This window comes from Micromonospora sp. WMMC415 (assembly GCF_009707425.1).
Classification (GTDB): domain Bacteria; phylum Actinomycetota; class Actinomycetes; order Mycobacteriales; family Micromonosporaceae; genus Micromonospora.
This window is the reverse complement of record NZ_CP046104.1, coordinates 1,870,122-1,886,819: the sequence shown is the minus strand read 5'-3', so window position 1 is coordinate 1,886,819 and position 16,698 is coordinate 1,870,122. Positions and strand designations below refer to the sequence as shown.

Annotated in this window: 17 protein-coding genes and 2 tRNA genes; 5 read left to right on the top strand and 14 right to left on the bottom strand. The window is 72.7% G+C overall.

Going from position 1 to position 16,698, the window contains the following annotated elements; genetic code table 11:
• The first annotated feature begins 33 nt into the window (after nt 1-33).
• A complete protein-coding gene (locus GKC29_RS09235) occupies nt 34-492 on the top strand; it encodes an ATP-binding protein (RefSeq protein WP_155330423.1) in 459 nt (152 codons plus the stop codon).
• Nucleotides 493-569: 77 nt separating this feature from the next.
• On the opposite strand, the gene GKC29_RS09230 is transcribed toward GKC29_RS09235, so the two are convergent.
• The 12 genes from GKC29_RS09230 to GKC29_RS09180 all read right to left on the bottom strand — a co-directional run bounded on the left by GKC29_RS09230 (nt 570) and on the right by GKC29_RS09180 (nt 10,057).
• Entirely contained in the window at nt 570-1,508 is a 939-nt protein-coding gene (locus GKC29_RS09230; RefSeq protein ID WP_155330422.1) for a ribose-phosphate pyrophosphokinase, read from the bottom strand.
• 83 nt (nt 1,509-1,591) lie between these two features.
• A complete protein-coding gene (locus GKC29_RS09225; protein WP_230688972.1) occupies nt 1,592-1,756 on the bottom strand; it encodes a DUF397 domain-containing protein in 165 nt (54 codons plus the stop codon).
• Nucleotides 1,757-1,782: 26 nt separating this feature from the next.
• Entirely contained in the window at nt 1,783-2,268 is a 486-nt protein-coding gene (locus GKC29_RS29890; RefSeq protein WP_230688971.1) for a DUF5753 domain-containing protein, read from the bottom strand.
• The gene (locus GKC29_RS29885) at nt 2,256-2,552 is read right to left on the bottom strand and encodes a helix-turn-helix transcriptional regulator (protein ID WP_230689054.1); all 297 of its coding nucleotides are present in this window, start codon (nt 2,550-2,552) and stop codon (nt 2,256-2,258) included. The genes GKC29_RS29890 and GKC29_RS29885 overlap by 13 nt, the downstream gene beginning before the upstream one ends.
• Nucleotides 2,553-2,666: 114 nt before the next feature.
• Nucleotides 2,667-3,500, bottom strand: coding sequence for a phosphoribosylaminoimidazolesuccinocarboxamide synthase (locus GKC29_RS09215; protein ID WP_155330420.1), 834 nt, complete (start codon nt 3,498-3,500; stop codon nt 2,667-2,669).
• A gap of 96 nt (nt 3,501-3,596) precedes the next feature.
• Nucleotides 3,597-3,845: a hypothetical protein gene (locus tag GKC29_RS09210; protein WP_155330419.1), complete on the bottom strand. Its 249-nt coding sequence runs from the start codon at nt 3,843-3,845 to the stop codon at nt 3,597-3,599.
• 128 nt (nt 3,846-3,973) lie between these two features.
• Nucleotides 3,974-4,047: transfer RNA gene (locus GKC29_RS09205), tRNA-Met, on the bottom strand.
• Between the two features lie 148 nt (nt 4,048-4,195).
• Nucleotides 4,196-4,269: transfer RNA gene (locus GKC29_RS09200), tRNA-Met, on the bottom strand.
• A 103-nt stretch (nt 4,270-4,372) separates the two neighbouring features.
• Nucleotides 4,373-5,290: a hypothetical protein gene (locus GKC29_RS09195; RefSeq protein WP_155330418.1), complete on the bottom strand. Its 918-nt coding sequence runs from the start codon at nt 5,288-5,290 to the stop codon at nt 4,373-4,375.
• Nucleotides 5,280-5,789 carry a SigE family RNA polymerase sigma factor gene (locus GKC29_RS09190; protein WP_155330417.1) on the bottom strand — a complete coding sequence of 170 codons (510 nt, stop codon included), beginning with the start codon at nt 5,787-5,789 and terminating at the stop codon, nt 5,280-5,282. The genes GKC29_RS09195 and GKC29_RS09190 overlap by 11 nt, the downstream gene beginning before the upstream one ends.
• 150 nt (nt 5,790-5,939) lie before the next feature.
• The gene (locus GKC29_RS09185; protein WP_196255841.1) at nt 5,940-8,933 is read right to left on the bottom strand and encodes a UPF0182 family protein; all 2,994 of its coding nucleotides are present in this window, start codon (nt 8,931-8,933) and stop codon (nt 5,940-5,942) included.
• Between the two features lie 110 nt (nt 8,934-9,043).
• Nucleotides 9,044-10,057, bottom strand: a complete 1,014-nt coding sequence (locus GKC29_RS09180) for a PDZ domain-containing protein (protein ID WP_155330415.1) — start codon at nt 10,055-10,057, stop codon at nt 9,044-9,046.
• Nucleotides 10,058-10,239: 182 nt separating this feature from the next.
• On the opposite strand from GKC29_RS09180, the gene GKC29_RS09175 reads away from it, so the two are divergent.
• The gene (locus tag GKC29_RS09175) at nt 10,240-11,457 is read left to right on the top strand and encodes a zinc-dependent metalloprotease (RefSeq protein WP_155330414.1); all 1,218 of its coding nucleotides are present in this window, start codon (nt 10,240-10,242) and stop codon (nt 11,455-11,457) included.
• 84 nt (nt 11,458-11,541) lie between these two features.
• Here GKC29_RS09175 and GKC29_RS09170 read toward each other — a convergent pair whose 3' ends face one another.
• Together GKC29_RS09170 and GKC29_RS09165 are read right to left on the bottom strand one after the other, a co-directional pair.
• Nucleotides 11,542-12,351: a hypothetical protein gene (locus GKC29_RS09170; RefSeq protein WP_230688970.1), complete on the bottom strand. Its 810-nt coding sequence runs from the start codon at nt 12,349-12,351 to the stop codon at nt 11,542-11,544.
• A 156-nt stretch (nt 12,352-12,507) separates the two neighbouring features.
• Complete coding sequence (locus tag GKC29_RS09165) at nt 12,508-13,026, bottom strand: M48 family metallopeptidase (protein WP_155330413.1); 519 nt, start codon at nt 13,024-13,026, stop codon at nt 12,508-12,510.
• Between the two features lie 504 nt (nt 13,027-13,530).
• Between GKC29_RS09165 and GKC29_RS29515 the strand changes: the two genes are divergently transcribed.
• From GKC29_RS29515 to GKC29_RS09155, 3 genes are all read left to right on the top strand, one after another.
• On the top strand, nt 13,531-13,698 hold the full coding sequence (locus GKC29_RS29515; RefSeq protein WP_007464795.1) for a DUF5679 domain-containing protein: 168 nt from the start codon (nt 13,531-13,533) through the stop codon (nt 13,696-13,698).
• Between the two features lie 193 nt (nt 13,699-13,891).
• On the top strand, nt 13,892-15,091 hold the full coding sequence (locus GKC29_RS09160) for a hypothetical protein (protein ID WP_155330412.1): 1,200 nt from the start codon (nt 13,892-13,894) through the stop codon (nt 15,089-15,091).
• Between the two features lie 10 nt (nt 15,092-15,101).
• Nucleotides 15,102-16,448, top strand: a complete 1,347-nt coding sequence (locus tag GKC29_RS09155; protein WP_155330411.1) for an AarF/ABC1/UbiB kinase family protein — start codon at nt 15,102-15,104, stop codon at nt 16,446-16,448.
• Nucleotides 16,449-16,698: the final 250 nt, after the last annotated feature.

The window sequence follows — 16,698 nt, the reverse complement described above, 5'->3', positions numbered from 1 at the left end:
AAAGACAACGAGATCCGCTGCGGGGACGGGGCCATGACAAACGCAGAACCGCACGCACCGCGTACGGTTGTGCCCATCGACTCTCCCCTCCTGATCGCCGAAGCCTTCGACCAGGCTCAGGTGACCGAGCTACGGCACTCGGTCACCTCCTGCGCGCACGCCTCCGGTCTGCGGGGGCAGCGGCTGGACGACTTCGTGCTGGCAGTCAACGAACTGATCACCAATGCGGTCCGGCACGGCGGCGGCCACGGCTGGCTGCGGCTGTGGCGGCAGCGGGGCGCCCTGCTCTGCGAGGTCGCCGACCACGGGCACGGGATCAGCACGCAGCAGCTCCACGACCGCAGCCGGCCGGCGGCGGACACGGCGGGCGGCTGGGGCCTGTGGCTGGCCCGCGAGCTGAGCGACTCGATGGAGATCGAGACCGGCGAGGCCGGCACGATCGTCCGCATCACCACGGCCCTGGCCCCGGCACCCCAACCCACCCGCGACTGACCTTCGGGTCGCCGTCACGTCACGCCGGTCCGGTGTGCCGGGGCCGGGAAGCGCGAGATCGCGGAGTGCGGGGCGGGTCAGCCGAACAGGGCGCTCACCGACTCGCCGTTGTGGATGCGGCGCATGGCCTCGGCCAGGGCCGGCGCGACCGAGAGGACCTGCAGCTTCGGCACCCGCTTGTCGGCCGGGATCGGGACCGTGTTCGTACAGACGATCTCCAGCACCCCCTCCTGGTCGCTGAGCCGTTGCAGCGCCCCGCTGGAGAAGAGACCGTGGGTGCAGGCCAGCCGGATCGAGCGGACGTTCAGCTTGCGCAGGTGCTCCATCAGCTCGACCACCGTGCTGCCCTTGGCGATCTCGTCGTCCAGCACGATCACGTCCCGGTCGGCGACGTCGCCGATGACCGCGCTGATCTGGACCCGGTCGTCGCTGAAGCGCTGCTTCGCACCGGCGGCGACCGGCGTGCCGAGCCGGCGGGCGAACGCGGCGGCCTCCTTGGCGTTGCCCAGGTCCGGGGAGACCACGACGGTGTTGCTCAGGTCGTGACCCTTGAAGTGCAGCGCCAGCTCGCGCAGCGCGTGCAGGTGGTCGACCGGGACGCTGAAGAAGCCGTGGACCTGCGGCGAGTGCAGGGTCATCGCGAGCACGCGGTCCGCGCCGGCCGAGGTGAGCAGATCCGCGACCAGCCGGCCGCCGATCGAGATGCGCGGCGCGTCCTTCTTGTCCGACCGGGCGTACGCGTAGTGCGGCAGCACCACGGTGATCCGGCCGGCCGACGCGCCCCGCGCCGCGTCGATCATGAGCAGCAGCTCGACCAGGTGCTCCTGCACCGGTGGCACCAGCGGCTGGATCAGGAAGACGTCCCGCCCCCGGCAGTTGGCCTGCAACTGCACTTCCAGGCAGTCGTTGGCGAACCGGGAGACCCGGACCGGGTACAGCGGGACGCCGAGGTGGGTGCAGATCTCGGCGGCGAGTTCGGGGTGGGCGGTTCCGCTGAAGACGGCGATGTCACGCACGTCCACACATCGTACGGGCGGCGGGCCGGGAGCGGACCGACGGCCGCCGCGCGCCGTCCCCGCAGCAGGGTGGTGCCGACAGCTCAGCCCGCGGACTTGACCAGCTCGACGAAGGAGTGCCACGCCGACGGCGCGAAGGTCAGGACGGCGCCGCCGCGGTCCGTGGAGTCGCGGACCAGCACCCGGTCGGGCAGGTTGTCGGCCACCTCGACGCAGGTATTGCCACCGTTGCCGGACCGGCTCGACACCCGCCACCGAGGGGTGGGGGCAGTGTTCACAGCTCGCTCACCAGCTTCCCGATCAGCTCGACGGACACGCTCGCGGGGAGAGCCTCGCTGAGCAGCGTGTCCCACATGACCCTGATGGTATCGACGGCGTCCGGCCGGTCGACAACCTGACCGTAGACTCCGTCCACGTAGGCCACCTCGTCCCCGTCCGGGAGCGTGGCCAGCACGAAGCCGCCGGCCAGCCCGGGGTGCGCGCCGGCTGCCGCCGGGACGACGTAGAGCCGGATGTGCGGCAACGCCGCCAGCTCGACCAGCCGCTCCAGCTGCGCCCGCTGGACCTCCCGGTCACCGACCACCCGGCGCAGGGCGCCCTCGTCCACGACCGCGGTGAACCGCTTCGGGTCCTCGCCGGTCAGCAGCGCCTGGCGGGCCATCCGGCCGGCGACGAGCTGGTTTACCTCGTCAGGAGTGTGCGTGCCCTGAGCGCTGAGCACCGCGTGGGCGTACGCCTCGGTCTGCGTCAGACCGGGCACCAGCGACGGCTCGGAGGTGCGGAGGGCGACCGCGTCGGCCTCGATCCCCCGCCACGGCGCGAACCAGGCCGGTGACTGCTGCCGGGCCGCCGCCGCCAGCAGCTCGGCGAGCAGGCCGCCGGTGCCCAGCGCCTCGTCTGCGCCGTGGCGAACTGGGGCGTCGGCCGACGCCGGCCCGTCTCGATCGCCGCGATGGTGGACGGACTCCACCTGATCAGTTCCGCGAGGGCCTCCTGGGAGACGCCCGCGCTGGCGCGGGCGGCCTTGAGCGCCCTGATCCACATGTCGCCGTTCATCCGACCGTCCCGAGAGCCGCACGAGCACCGAAGGTGACGAGAGCATCCTCGACGGTCACCGGCCGGTGGGTCCAGCCCGACCCGAAGAATCGGGGTATCGGGTCAGTCCCAGCGCTCTCCGGTGAGCTTCTCGTACACGTCGACGTAGCGGGCCCGGGTGGCCTCGACGACCTCCGCCGGCACCTCCGGCGCCGGGGCCCGCCGGTCCCAGCCGCTGTCGGTGGCCCAGTCCCGGACGTACTGCTTGTCGTACGAGAACTGGGCGCGCCCCGGCTGGTACGACTCCGCCGGCCAGAACCGGGACGAGTCCGAGGTCAGCAGCTCGTCGCCGACCATCAGCGTGCCGTCGGCCGCCCAGCCCAGCTCGATCTTGGTGTCGGCGACGAGGATCCCCCGGTCGGCGGCCAGCTCGGCGCCCCGCCGGTACAGGTCCAGGGTGATCCCGCGCAGCCGCTCGGCGGTCTCCGCACCGACCTTGTCCACCACCTCGGCGAAGGTCATCGGCTCGTCGTGCTCCCCCACCGGCGCCTTCGTGGAGGGGGTGAAGATCGGTTCCGGCAGGATCGACGCCTCGACCAGGCCGCGCGGCAGCTCGACGCCGGAGACCGCGCCCGTGCGCTGGTACTCGGCGAACCCACCGCCGGTGAGGAACCCCCGGGCGACGCACTCCACCGGCACCATGTCCAGCCGCCGGCACCGGATCGCGCGGCCGGCGAACTCGGCCGGTACGTCGGTCGCGGAGATCACGTGGTTCGGCACCAGGTCGGCGAGCTGCTCGAACCACCACAGCGAGAGCGCGGTGAGCAGCTTGCCCTTGTCCGGGATGGGCGTCGGCAGCACCACGTCGTAGATCGAGATGCGGTCGGAGGCGACCAGGATCAGGTCCTCGCCGTCGGCGTAGACGTCCCGGACCTTGCCCGAGTGCAGAAGTTCCACGCGGCCTAGTACACCACGTGGCCTGCGTACGGCCCGCGCCGGTGGCCCGGGGTGAGCGGGCTCGCCGGCCGGGCCGGCACCCGGCGGCCGCCTGGGTCAGCGGGGGCCGCCGCCGCGGCGGTTGCGCATCATGCGGAGGATCAGGAACACGATCACGGCCACCACGGCCAGGCAGCAGAGCAGCCCGAGGAACCCGAAGCCGCCACCACGGCGCCGCCGGACGGCCTCGACCGCCATCTCGCCCGGGCCGGTGGACGCCCAGGCGGCCACGGGGACGAACACCGACAGGACCACCGCACCGAGGACCGCGCCCAGCCGGCCCCACCACTTGCCGAAAGCAGACATGGCCCCATCCTCGCCGAGAAGCGCAACCGCGGCACGGCAGACGGCCCGGATGAGCGTGTCGACCCCCGGTCCGGCCCAGCGTGGACACGACGAAGGCCCCGGAGGAATCTCCGGGGCCTTCGGACGAGTAGCGGGGACAGGATTTGAACCTGCGACCTCTGGGTTATGAGCCCAGCGAGCTACCGAGCTGCTCCACCCCGCGTCGGCTTCACCACTGTACCCCATGGCGCTCCGCCATGATCCGCCACCCCCGGACGGGGTGGAAGCACCCGTGGCGGCGACCGGAATGACCGGACCGGCGCCCGGACACGACGAAGGCCCCGGAGGAATCTCCGGGGCCTTCGGACGAGTAGCGGGGACAGGATTTGAACCTGCGACCTCTGGGTTATGAGCCCAGCGAGCTACCGAGCTGCTCCACCCCGCGTCGGTCCGTCAACCGTATCGCACCACCCCGGCCCGCCGCAAAACGACCGGCCAGACGCCGGAAACGTGGAGGATTCCGGCGGGCCGGAATCCTCCACGTGTCGTCAGCGCCGGCCGAGCCAGGACTCGATCGCGGTCACCGCGCGGCGGCTGTCGGCGTCGACCTGCGCACGCTCGGCGGAGGTGCCCTCCCAGCCCTGCTCCCACAGGATCGTCACCACGTCGTCGACCTGGACCGCGCGGATCAGCCGCACCTCCTCGCCGCCGACCGGGTTGCCCTCGAGGTCGCGGGCGTCCGACCGGATCTCGAAGAGCACCGAGGCGTCGCCGTAGCCATGGTCGTCGAGCAGCCGCAGCCGGTACGTCGCCGGGTTGTCCCCGCCCGTACCCTGCTGCTCCGGGCAGGCCCGGACCGCCTCGCGCAGCTCGCGCAGCGCGTCGTCGGCCCCACCGGGCTTGTAGATCGTGATGCTGTGCACGTAACTGCCGTCGGGGACGTAGTCCGACGGTGTCTCGGCCATCTTGTAGGCGAGGTGCCGGCTCCGACGCTGCACGATCGCGTCGTCGCTGGGGAAGCGCGCCTTGCACAGCGACGGCAGCACCTCGGCGTCGACGAAACTCTCGACCCCCTTGTCGTTCGCCGCCGCGAGCCGGAAGAAGGCCCGATCCGGGATCGAGGTCGGGCCCGGCCGAGCCGGGGGCATCGAGTTCGACGCCGACGTCTGCGGCGTACCGCTGGGGCGCGCCGACGGAGTCGGGGACGACGAGGGCGCGGACGGCGGGGTCGACGCCGGGGCCGTCGGCCCGCCCGGCGGCGCCACCGGGGCCGGCTCGGCGGAGAACCCGATCCGGGTGCCGGTCGCCACTCCGGCGACCAGGACCGCCGCCGCGACAGCGGTGCCGGTCATCCGGATCCGGGCACGCCGGTCGGCGGCACGCCGCAGGGTCTCCGGAACGGGCAGGGCACGGGTGTCCGCCTCGTCGGCGAGCGACCGGTAGAAGTCGGACAGGTCACGCGACATCGTTCGCCTCCAGTCGCTCGTCGGTGAGGTCGGGCAGGAGAGCCGCCAGCCGGGCACGTCCCCGGGACAGCCAGGACTTCACGGTGCCGGTGGGCACGTCCGTCTCGCGGGCGATGTCCTCCACCGACATGTCGTAGAGGTAGTGCAGGGCGAGCGCCTGCCGCTGCGCGGCCGGGAGCTGCCGGAGCGCACCGACCAGCAGCACGCTGTCCTCGTTCGGGGGTGGAACCGGGTCGGGTGGGCCGGTGCGGCGGACCAGGGCGCGCCAGCCGGTCAGCCGACGCCAGCGGTCGGTGGCCAGCCGGGACACCACCAGCCGCAGCCACGCCTCGGGCGCCGGATGCGTTGTGAGCCGGCCCCACTGCCGCCAGGCCCGGGCGTACGCCTCCTGCACCAGGTCCTGCGCCTCGCTGTGGTCGCCGGTGACCGCGTAGCCGTAGCGGAGCATCCGGTGCGCGGTGCTCCGGTAGAACTCGTCGAAACGCTCCGCGTCCCTCATGTCGCCATCACGTGTCCCCAAGGTCCGTCACTGTCGTTGTCCTGAGAACGGGACGGCCGTCCCGCGGGTTGCACCTGCGGGTGTCGAAAAGACGACGGCGCCCCCGGATCCACTCGCGGGATCCGGGGGCGCCGCCGGTCGCGGTGCGCGTCAGCCGCCGGCCCTCGGCGAGGCGCTGCCGGTCGGCGCCGGTGTACCGCCCGGTGCCGGCGTCGGCCCGGCCGCCCCCTGTGCCTGCTGGAAGGCGGTGATCGCCTCGTCGAGCGCCTTCAGCGCCCGCCCGTACCGTTCGAAGTCGCCCGAGGCCTGCGCGGCGCGGACCTCCGTGATGGCGGTCTGGACGCGGTTCGCGGCCTCGGCCAGCTCACCGGTGAGCGGGGGCGGCGTGGCGCCCGGACTCGGCGTGGGCGGCGGGGTCTCGCCGGTCGGCGGCGGCGGGGTGGGCGTGGCGCCGGCCCGCTTGCCCTGCTCGACGAGCTGCTTGATGCCGTCGGTGAGGTTGTCGGCCAGGACGACGTACGAGCCGCCGTCGCCGTACGACAGGAGCACCTTCTGGAGCAGCGGGTACGCGTCCTGCTGGTTGCTCTTCACGTAGACCGGCTCGACGTAGAGCATGCCGTTGCCGAACGGCAGGGACAGCAGGTTGCCGTACTGGACCTGCGCCTGGTTCGACGAGAGCAGGTTGAGCTGCTGCCGGATCTGGGCGTTGTTGGTCATCTGCTGGTGCACCTGCACCGGACCGGAGATGCGGGTCTGGTCCGGCAGCTCCAGGACCTCCAGCCGTGGCTGCCCGTCCACGTACGAGCCGGAGATCAGCGCGGCCAGGTTCTGCCGGCCGTTCGGGGTGACCGCGGCGGTGAGCTGGAACCGCGGGGACTCCTGCCCCGGGAACTGGGTGAAGAGGTAGTACGGGGGCTGCTTCTGCCCGCTGTCCGGCGCGTCCGGCACGTTCGGCACCTGCCAGAAGTCCTGGCCGGAGTAGAAGTCGCCGGGGTTGGTCACGTGGAACCGGGTGAGCAGGTTGCGCTGCACCTTGAACAGGTCGGCCGGGTAGCGGAAGTGCGCGCTCAGGTCGGCCGGGATCTCCGCCTTCGGCTTGACCAGGTCACCGCCGAAGGCCTTGTTCCAGGCCTTGAGCACCGGGTCGCTGTCGTCGAACTCGTACAGCGTGACGGTGCCGTCGTACGCGTCGACGGTCGCCTTCACCGAGTTGCGGATGTAGTTGACGTTCTCCCGGGCCAGCTGGAAGGTGCCCCGGTTGGTCAGCTCGTCGGTGGTCTCGGTCTGGAGGTTGATCCGCTCGGCGTACGGGTAGGTGGCGGCGGTGGTGTAGCCGTCGATGATCCACTGAACCCGGCCACCGACGACCGCCGGGTACGGGTCGCCGTCCACGGTGAGGAACGGGGCGACCTTCTCCACCCGCTCGCGGGGGTTACGGACGTAGAGGAGCTTCGAGTTCTCGTTGACCGCCTCGGAGAGCAGGAAGTTCGACTCCTGCTCCTTGATGGCGTAGAGCAGCCGGCGGGGGAACGAGCCGATCTCGACGCCACCGGAGCCGGTGTACGTGTAGTACGACTCGGGCCCGTTGTCGCCGCCCTCGCCCACCGGCCGGTCGAACTCGGCCGGGTTCGCCTCGGGGTCGGACTTGCCGACGATGGCGTAGTCGCCCTCCTCCATCCGCTCCCCGTAGTAGATGCGCGGCTGGCTGGCCGGGATCTGCTCGGTCTGCGAGGCGCACGCCTCCTGCGACTTCTCACCGAGGAAACCGCTGACGAAGAACGGCTGGCCGCCGCAGACGACCTGGTTGGCCGGGGCGGCCACCAGGCCGTACCCGTGGGTGTAGACGGTGTGGCGGTTGATCCAGTTGCTCTGCTGAGCGGTCAGCTCGCTGTAGTTGATCTCGCGGACACCGACCACGTAGTCCTGGGTCTTGCCGCTGACCGTGTAGCGGTCGATGTCGAGCTTGGGACCGAAGTCGTAGAAGCCGCGAACCTGCTGGAGCTGCGTGTACGTCTCGCTGACCAGCTGCGGATCCAGCAGGCGGGCGTTCGGCACGACCGCGGTGTCCGTGGCCAGCGTCGCCGGCGGCGTCAGGTTGCTCGCCGCGTACGGCGTGGTCTCCGCGCCGGTCAGGCCGAACGCCGCCCGGGTCGCGTCGATGCTGCGCTGGATGTACGGCGCCTCCTTGTCCCGGGCGCTCGGCTTCACCTCGAACGTCTGCACCGCCCACGGGTAGATGCCGCCGATCGCGACCGCGGAGACGCCGAGCAGGGCCAGGGAAATGCCCGGCCAGACCAGGTTCCGCATCCAGGCGTTCGAGAAGATGATGATCGCGATCGCCACGACGACCGAGATGTAGGCCAGGATCTCCTTCGCCGGGAGCAGCGCGTTGACGTCGGCGTACCCGGCGCCGTACACGTTGGCGCCGTCGTTGTACTCCAGCAGCATGGCCCGCCGGTCCAGCACGTACGCGATGGCCTTGAGCAGCACGAAGACCGCGACCAGCGTGCTCAGGTGGGCGCGCGCGGCGTTGCTCATCCGGTCGCCGACGCCTTGGAGCCGGACGCCGCCGAAGATGTAGTGGACGGCGAGCGCGCCGATCAGCGCCAGCACCACGGCGGTGAAGCCGACCCCCAGCAGGTAGCGCCAGAACGGCAGGTCGAAGACGTAGAAGCCGATGTCGACCCCGAACTCCGGGTCCTTGACACCGAAGTTGCCACCGTTGCGGAAGAGCAGCCACTGGTTCCACCGGCTCTGCGCCGACAGCCCGGCGAAGAGGCCGACCACGGCGGCGACCAGCGCGATCCAGATGCCGAGCCGCGGGCTCAGCAGCATCCGGTAGCGCTCCAGGGTGGCCTGCTCCGGGGACTGCGGACGCAGCCGGGGCCGCAGCCGGTGGGCCAGCCAGAGGTTGCCGCCCACGACGACCGCCATGCCGAGCCCGACCGCGAGGAAGAGCAGCAGCCGGGTGGCGAGCACGCCCGTGAAGACCTGCTTGTAGTCGACCTCGCCGAACCACAGCCAGTCGGTCCACGCCTGTACACCCCAGCCGAGCAGGGTGAAGAGCACGAACACCCCGACCAGGACACCGATCGTGACGCGTCCGCGTCGGCTCATCCTCGGCAGGGGGGCGCTGCTACGCATGACCACTGTTGGCTCCGCACGCTCGATGTGATCGGCTCCGACCAGGCAACCAGAGTACGGGGTCTTCCTGAACGTGTCGGTCCACGGTCACGTCGGGTGGCGCGCCGTGGTCAGCAACGGGGTGCGTCACCGCCCGTACGCAGTGCCTCCAGGGCCGTCAGCGCGTCGTCGAGCGTGGCGACTCTGATCAGCGGCAGGTCGGGCTGCGGGTTGCGGACGGCCTCGGCGCAGTTGTCGGCCGGGACCAGGAACGCGGTGGCCCCCGCGTCCTTCGCGCCGACCAGCTTCTGCGCGATGCCGCCGATCGGGCCGACCCGTCCCTCGTCGTCGATCGTGCCGGTACCGGCGATGATCCGGCCGCCGGTCAGGTCCTCCGGACGCAGCTTGTCGATGATGCCGAGGGCGAACATGAGGCCGGCGCTCGGGCCGCCGATGTCCTCCAGGTCGATGGTCAGCGTGAACGGGTGCGGCTGCTGCTGGTCGATCTCGACCCCGATGCGGGGCCGGCCGTCCTGCTCCCGGCTGGTGATCCGGGCGGTCGCGGCGGCGCCGTTCCGGGTGTAGCCGATCTCCAGGGCGGTCCCCGCCGGCTTGGCGCGGATCAGCTCGGTGAGCCGGGCCGCCACCGTGACGGGCTGCCCGTCGACCGAGGTCACCACGTCGCCGGGCTTGAGGACGCCGTTCGACGGGCCGTCCGCGGCGACCGTCTTGACCACCACCTGCACCGGGTACCCCAGCTCGCGCAGCGCCGCCGTCTCGGCGCTGGTCTGGGAGACCTTGAAGTCCTCCGCGTTGCGTTCCTCGACCTCCTCCTGGCTCTCCCCCGGCGGGTACACCAGCTCGCGGGGCACCACCGCCTCGTCGTCGGAGAACCAGCCCTGGATGGCCGAGCGCAGCTTGACCGAGGGCTGCACCCCCACCGTGGTCAGCCGCAACTGCCCCGCCGACGTGGAGGTCTCCCGGCCGGTGATCTGGATGACCTCCTTGCCGTTCTCGGCGCCCAGCGTGTTGACGGTCGGGCCGGGGCCGAGCACCACGTACGGGATGGGCGCGGCCAGCACGCCGATGCTGAGCAGGGTGGTGAGCAGGGCACCGAGCAGGACGGTCACGCCGCGACGTCTCATGCGGCAGAGCGTACCGACCGGTCCGGTTCACCCCGCCGGACGAGCCGGGACTTCGCCCTGAGCGCAACGCCAGCAGGCGCGACCTGGGGCGCGGCGCGCGTACCGTAGACCTCGTGCCTGATATTCCGTTCGGTTTCGCGCTCCCGGGTGGGCAACCGCCAGACCCCAACGACCCTGCACAGATGCAGCAGTTCATGTCGCAGTTGCAGCACCTGCTGTCGGCGCCCGGCAGCGGCCCGGTGAACTGGGACCTGGCCCGCCAGGTGGCCGCGAGCCAGCTCGCCGCGTCGGGCGACCCGGCGGTCTCGCCGTACGAGCGCAACGCGGTGGAGGAGGCGCTCCGCCTGGCCGACCTGTGGCTGGAGCCGGCGTCGGCGCTGCCCTCGGGCATCCACAGCTCGGTGGCGTGGAACCGGAACGAGTGGATCTACAAGACGCTCGACGTCTGGCGCAAGCTGTGCGACCCGGTGGCCAGCCGGATGGTCGGCGCGATGGGCGACCTGGTGCCGCCGGAGGCGCGCGCCCAGCTCGGCCCGATGCAGTCGATGGTGGCCACCCTCGGTGGCGCGCTCTTCGGCGGCCAGCTCGGCCAGGCCCTCGGCTCGCTCGCCGCGGAGGTGCTCTCCGCCGGCGACATCGGGCTGCCGCTCGGCCCGGCCGGCACGGCCGCGCTGATCCCGGCCAACATCCGGGAGTACGGCGCCGGCCTGGAGCTGCCCGAGGACGAGGTCCGCCTCTACGTGGCGCTGCGCGAGGCCGCCCACCAGCGGCTCTTCGAGCACGTGCCGTGGCTGCGTGGGCACGTGCTGAGCGCGGTGGAGATGTACGCCTCGGGCATCCGGGTCAACCGGGAGGCGATCGAGGAGGCGATGGGCCGGGTCGACCCGACCGACCCGGAGTCGATGCAGGCGATCGCCCTGGAGGGCATCTTCACGCCGGAGGACAGCCCGGCGCAGAAGGCGTCGCTGGCCCGGCTGGAGACCGCGCTCGCCCTGGTCGAGGGCTGGGTGTGCCACGTGGTGGACAGCGCGGCCGGCGGCCGGCTGCCCAACGTCGTCCGGCTCGGCGAGGCGTTCCGGCGGCGCCGGGCCGCGGGCGGGCCGGCCGAGCAGACCTTCGCCGCCCTGGTCGGCCTGGAGCTGCGCCCGCGCCGGCTGCGGGAGGCGGCGGCGCTGTGGGCGGCGCTCACCGAGCACCGGGGCATCGCCGGCCGGGACGCCCTGTGGGGCCACCCCGACCTGCTGCCGTCCGACGACGACTTCGCCGACCCGGTGGCCTTCGCCCGGTCCCAGCTGGACCTCGGGGAGCTGGAGAGCTTCGACTTCAGCGCGCCGGGCGGGCCGGAGGAGAAGGCCCCGGGCGAGTCGGACGAGGGGCCCGGAGCGTCACCGGAGCGCTGACGAGCCTGATCGTCGCCGGTTGCGGCAGGTCGGGGTGTCCGGCCGCTGACCTGCCGCAACCGGGGACTGTGCGGCGCGGGGCGGTCAGCCTGGGCGGCCGGCGCCGGAGAGCAGGGCTCGGGTGGTGTCCCAGCCCTCCAGGGCCGGGTTCAGCCGGGCCAGGTCGCCCGGGCCGCGCAGGCGGTGCCACGCGGGCGTCACCGCGAGGTCGCCGGGGCGGGGCGCCGCCGCCCGCACGGCCGCGGGCCGCGCGCTGTCCAGGTCCAGCGTCGGCAACCACTTTGGTACGGGCAGCCGCGCCGCCACACCGAGCAGGCCCGGACCGTCGCCCTCGGTCGGCGCGACCGCGACCGGCCTGGTGGTGAGGGGCCGGAGCAGCTTGCCGATAATCAGCCCGGGTAGGTCCGGTGCGTCACCGGCGATCACGGCCACCTGGTCGTAGCGCCCGGAGGGCACCTCGCTGTCGGCGCCGGCCGGACGACCGGCCTCGGCCCACGCCGCCTGCTCGGGCGAAGCGGTGACCGGCCCGTCCCCGGCCTCCGGACCGGGCCCCGCCGTCGCGGGCCCGCCGGTCGGCCCCGGGTCACCGCCCGGCATCCGGGCCGACGGATCCCGGGCGAGGCCGGGTCCGGCAGGGCGGCCGGTCCCGCACACGTCGAGCACGGCGTTGACGGTGGGCTCCGGGATTTCGTACACCCTCGTGCCGGGCCAGACCACGGCGTCGGCCAACCACCGGTCGGCCGGGGTCACCGCGACCGCGGTCTCGACCTCGTTCAGGGTGGCGAGCAGGTCGACGACGTCCTCGGCGAGCGCGGTCCGCCACGCGACCGGGTCGACACCCGGCGGCGACCACGCGACCGGGCCGAGCAACGCCACCACCAACCGTCGGGCCACGGAACGACCCTACGCCGGGTCCCGTTCGAGATCGACTCCATGCCGCCGGCAGCGCTCGATCAGCCGGCCCCGGACACCGCCGTGCCGCCGTCATGATGTGGATCATCAGCAGGGGCCGGCGGCGCGGCGGGTGGCCCCGTCGTGGTGGATCGGCGGTCAGGAGGCGGAGACGGCGGCGACGCCCTCCAGGTAGCCGCGGGCGCGCTCGGTCTTCGGGTACCGACCGACCAGCTCCCAGAACCGGGCGTTGTGACTCGGGACGATGAGGTGGGCCAGCTCGTGGAGCAGGACGTAGTCGATGACCCAGTCCGGCATGTCCTGGACCCGGTGCGAGATACGGATCGTCCGGTCCGCCGGGGTGCAGGAGCCCCACCGGCCATTCTGGTTGGTCACCCAGCGGACGCTGCTGGGAACCGCCTCCGGGCCGTGGTCGGCCAGGTAGAGCGTGATCAGTCGGGTGGCCCGGGCGAGCAGCTCGGCGTCGGACCGGGCCAGCCGGCCCTCCCGGGCGGCGAGCCGGGCGAGCATCCGGTCGACCCACTCGCTCTCCTCGGCGCGGGAGAACTGGTCGGGAATCAGGACGACGACGCGCTCACCGTCCCGGTACGCGGACACCGTCCGTCGCCGGCGCTGGCTGCGCCGTACCTCGACGACCGGCTTACGCACCCCTGCCATCAGCGGGCCGCGCAGCCTCGGATTCCTGCCACGAGGGAAAGCTACTGCGTGGTGACCAGGGGTCCGCAAGAGTCAACACGACGACACGCGCCCGGAAAATGGGGATTGGTCGCCAGGAGTCCCGAAAATTTCTGTGACAGAGCGTCTCCGGCCACGGTCCGTAGCGGCCGGCGGCGTCCCTCGACCGCGCCCTCTCACCGTAAGTGATCATCCAGGCGTACGGCACGCGGGGGTGCCCTACGGGCTATTTGCGGGGCTCCGGTCGGCGTGTCCCCGCCAAACTCACTTATCAGACCTAATTCGCCATGCACACTCTCGACGTCAACTTGCTCACAGTGTCGATGCAGAGCTGACATGGAACTGCCCAGACCTGGGTAGGGTCCGCGGACCAGCGGTCACGACAGTGGCCGCGACGAAAGGCCCAGCGCCGGAGCCATCCCGTGGCCCGCCGCCGGGAACACCGCCGGATGAGGGTTCGCCGGCGGACGAGACGAGGAGGGCACCGTGGCCGACCAGGCCCAGACCTACAACGGTTACTGCGTCAAGTGCAAGGAGAAGCGGGACTTCGAGGGGCACGTCGAGGTCTCGAAGACCGGGATGAACATGGCCAAGGGCAAGTGTCCGGTGTGCGGCACAACAGTGAACCGCATCCTGGGCAAGGCGAAGGTCTGAACCGTCCGGGTCGCGCGGAAGGGGTGGCCGCCGGCCACCCCTTCCGCCGTTTCCGGCAACTGTCAGTTGCCGGACAGACACCCGGTGCGCCTGTGGAAAACCCGCCAGACCCTGTGGACAACGCTGGACAGGGTCGTGGGCACCTGTGGACAACGATCGACGGACAGCAGGGACTCGGTCACGATTCGTGGTCATGACCCGTGCCACGCTGCCCCGCCCCACCCTCCTGCCCGGCCTCACCCGCCTCTGGCGGGACCGACACACCCTGCAGCTCGGTGTCGACCCCGGCCGGGCCGTCCTGCTGGAGATCGCCAACCCCCGGGCGGCCCGGCTGCTCGACCTGCTGGACGGCACCCGCAGCGAGCGGCGCGTCCTGCAGCACGCGGCCACCATCGACGTCGGCCGGGACGAGGCCCGTACGCTGCTCGACACGCTGCGCGGCGCCGGTCTGGTGGTCGCCGCGCACACGCTGGTGCCACGCGACCTGGCCGGCCCGGCACGGGCCCGGTTGGCCACCGAGGCCGGGGCCCTCGCCCTGACCGCCGAGCGCCTACCCGGCACACCGGCCCAGGTGCTGCGCCGCCGACTGGCCGCGCGCGTGGTGCTCGCGGGCGCCGGTCGCCTCGGCGCCCCCGTCGCGCTCGCCCTGGCTCAGGCCGGGATCGGCCACGTCCGGCCGCAGCTGAGCGGCCCGGTCGGTCCGGCCGACCTGGTCGGCAGCGGGATCCCGGCCGCCGACCTCGGTCGCCCGCTCGACGACGCGGTCCGCGACGCGCTCGCCCGCACCGCTCCCGGGACCGCCACCGGTCCGCTCCGCCCCGGCCGGGCCGACCTCGTGGTCCAGTTCGGTACGGACCGGCCGGCCGCCCTGGTCGCCGCGGCCCACGCCCAGCGCCGCCAGGTGCACCTGCCGGTCGACCTCCGCGAGGGCGTGCCGGTGGTCGGTCCCCTGGTCCGGCCACCCGTCGGGCCCTGCCTGAACTGCCTCGACCTGCACCGCACCGACCGGGATGCCGACTGGCCGGCGCTCGCCGCCCAGCTCGCCGCCGGAGGGCCCGAAGCGATGTGCGCGACGCCGACCCTGCTGGCCGCGGCGGCGTACGCGACCGCGGAGGCACTGGCCCACCTCGACGGCAGCACGCCGGAGACCCTCGGTTGCGCCGTCGAGGTGACCGCCGCGGGTCGGCTGCGCCGCCGGCTCTGGGCTCCCCATCCGTCCTGCGCCTGCTCCCGGCGACGGCACACCGCGCGACCGGAGCGGCCCGCCGCCGGCACCGTGGCGGTGGACGGGAACGCCGGAAGGGCACCCCGGCCCACCGCCGCGGCGGACGCGTTCGCCGGACGGGCACCCCAGCCCCGCCGCACGGCAGCCGCGGGCCCGTCGAGTCGGTAACAATGACCGGGTGACCGACATCCCGCGCCGGGCCGTGTCCCGGACCGCCAAGCTCGCCGCTCTGCCGCTCGGCTTCGCCGGCCGGACCGTCCTCGGCATGGGTAAGCGCGTCACCGGGCTCGCCTCCGACGTGATCTCCGCGGAGATCCAGCAGCGCACCGCCGAGCAGCTCTTCAGCGTCCTCGGCCAGCTCAAGGGCGGCGCGATGAAGTTCGGCCAGGCGTTGTCGGTCTTCGAGGCGGCGCTGCCGGAGGAGATCGCCGCTCCCTACCGGCAGGCGCTGACGAAGCTCCAGGAGGCCGCGCCGCCGCTGCCGGCGGCGAGCGTGCACAAGGTGCTCGCCGAGCAGCTCGGCCCCGACTGGCGGGACCGGTTCGTCGAGTTCAACGACACCCCGGCGGCGGCCGCCAGCATCGGCCAGGTGCACCGTGCGCTCTGGCGGGACCCGGGCTACGGGCCGGCGGGCGCGCCGGCCACCCGCGACGTCGCCGTCAAGATCCAGTATCCGGGCGCGGGCGACGCTCTCCTCGCCGACCTCAAGCAGCTCTCCCGGCTGGGCGGGATGTTCCGTGCGATCCAGCCGGGGCTGGACGTCAAACCGCTCCTGGTCGAGCTGCGGGAACGGATCACCGAGGAGCTCGACTACGAGCTGGAGGCGGAGTCGCAACGCGCCTTCGCCGCCGCGTACGCGGACGACCCGGAGATCTACATCCCGGGGGTGGTCTCGGCGTCGCCCCGGGTCCTGGTCACGGAGTGGGTCGAGGGCACGCCGCTGGCCGACATCATCCGCGACGGCACCGAGGAGCAGCGGGACGAGGCAGGCCGGCTGATGGCCACCCTGCACCTCTCCGCGCCGCAGCGCGCCGGGCTGCTGCACGCCGACCCGCACCCGGGCAACTTCCGGCTGATGTCCGACGGACGGCTCGGCGTGATCGACTTCGGGGCGGTGGCCCGGATGCCCGAGGGCACGCCGGAACCGATCGGCCGGATCGCCGCGCTCGCCCTGCGTGACGACGCGGACGAGGTGGTGGCGGGCCTGCGGGCCGAGGGGTTCATCAGCGCCTCCGAGCCGATCGACGCCCAGGCGGTGCTCGACTTCCTCCGTCCGATGCTGGCCCCGATCGCCGGCGAGGAGTTCCGGTTCACCCGGGCCTGGCTGCGCGCCGAGGCGGCCCGGCTGGCCAACCCCCGCTCCCCCGCGCACCAGCTCGGCCGGCAGCTCAACCTGCCCCCGTCGTACCTGCTGATCCACCGGGTGACGCTCGGGTCGATCGGGGTGCTCTGCCAGTTGGAGGCCAAGGCGCCGTACCGGGGCATCCTGGAACGGTGGCTGCCCGGCTTCGCGCCGGTCGCCTGACGACAGGGCGGGCGCGCCCGGAAGGACCGGACGCGCCCGACGTGACGGGTACGAAAGAAGGGCCCCTCCGCCGGGAGGGGCCCTTCGTCCTTACAGAGCGCCCAGCTCGCGGGCCGACCGGCTGCGGGCGGCCATGGCGACGGTACGGGCGGAACGGGTTGCCTCAGTGCTCGTGGTGGTGCGACCGGCCTGAGGCCGGAGCATTCGAGCCCGGGACAACGCTTCGTTGAGTAGTTGCGTCTCGGTGGTG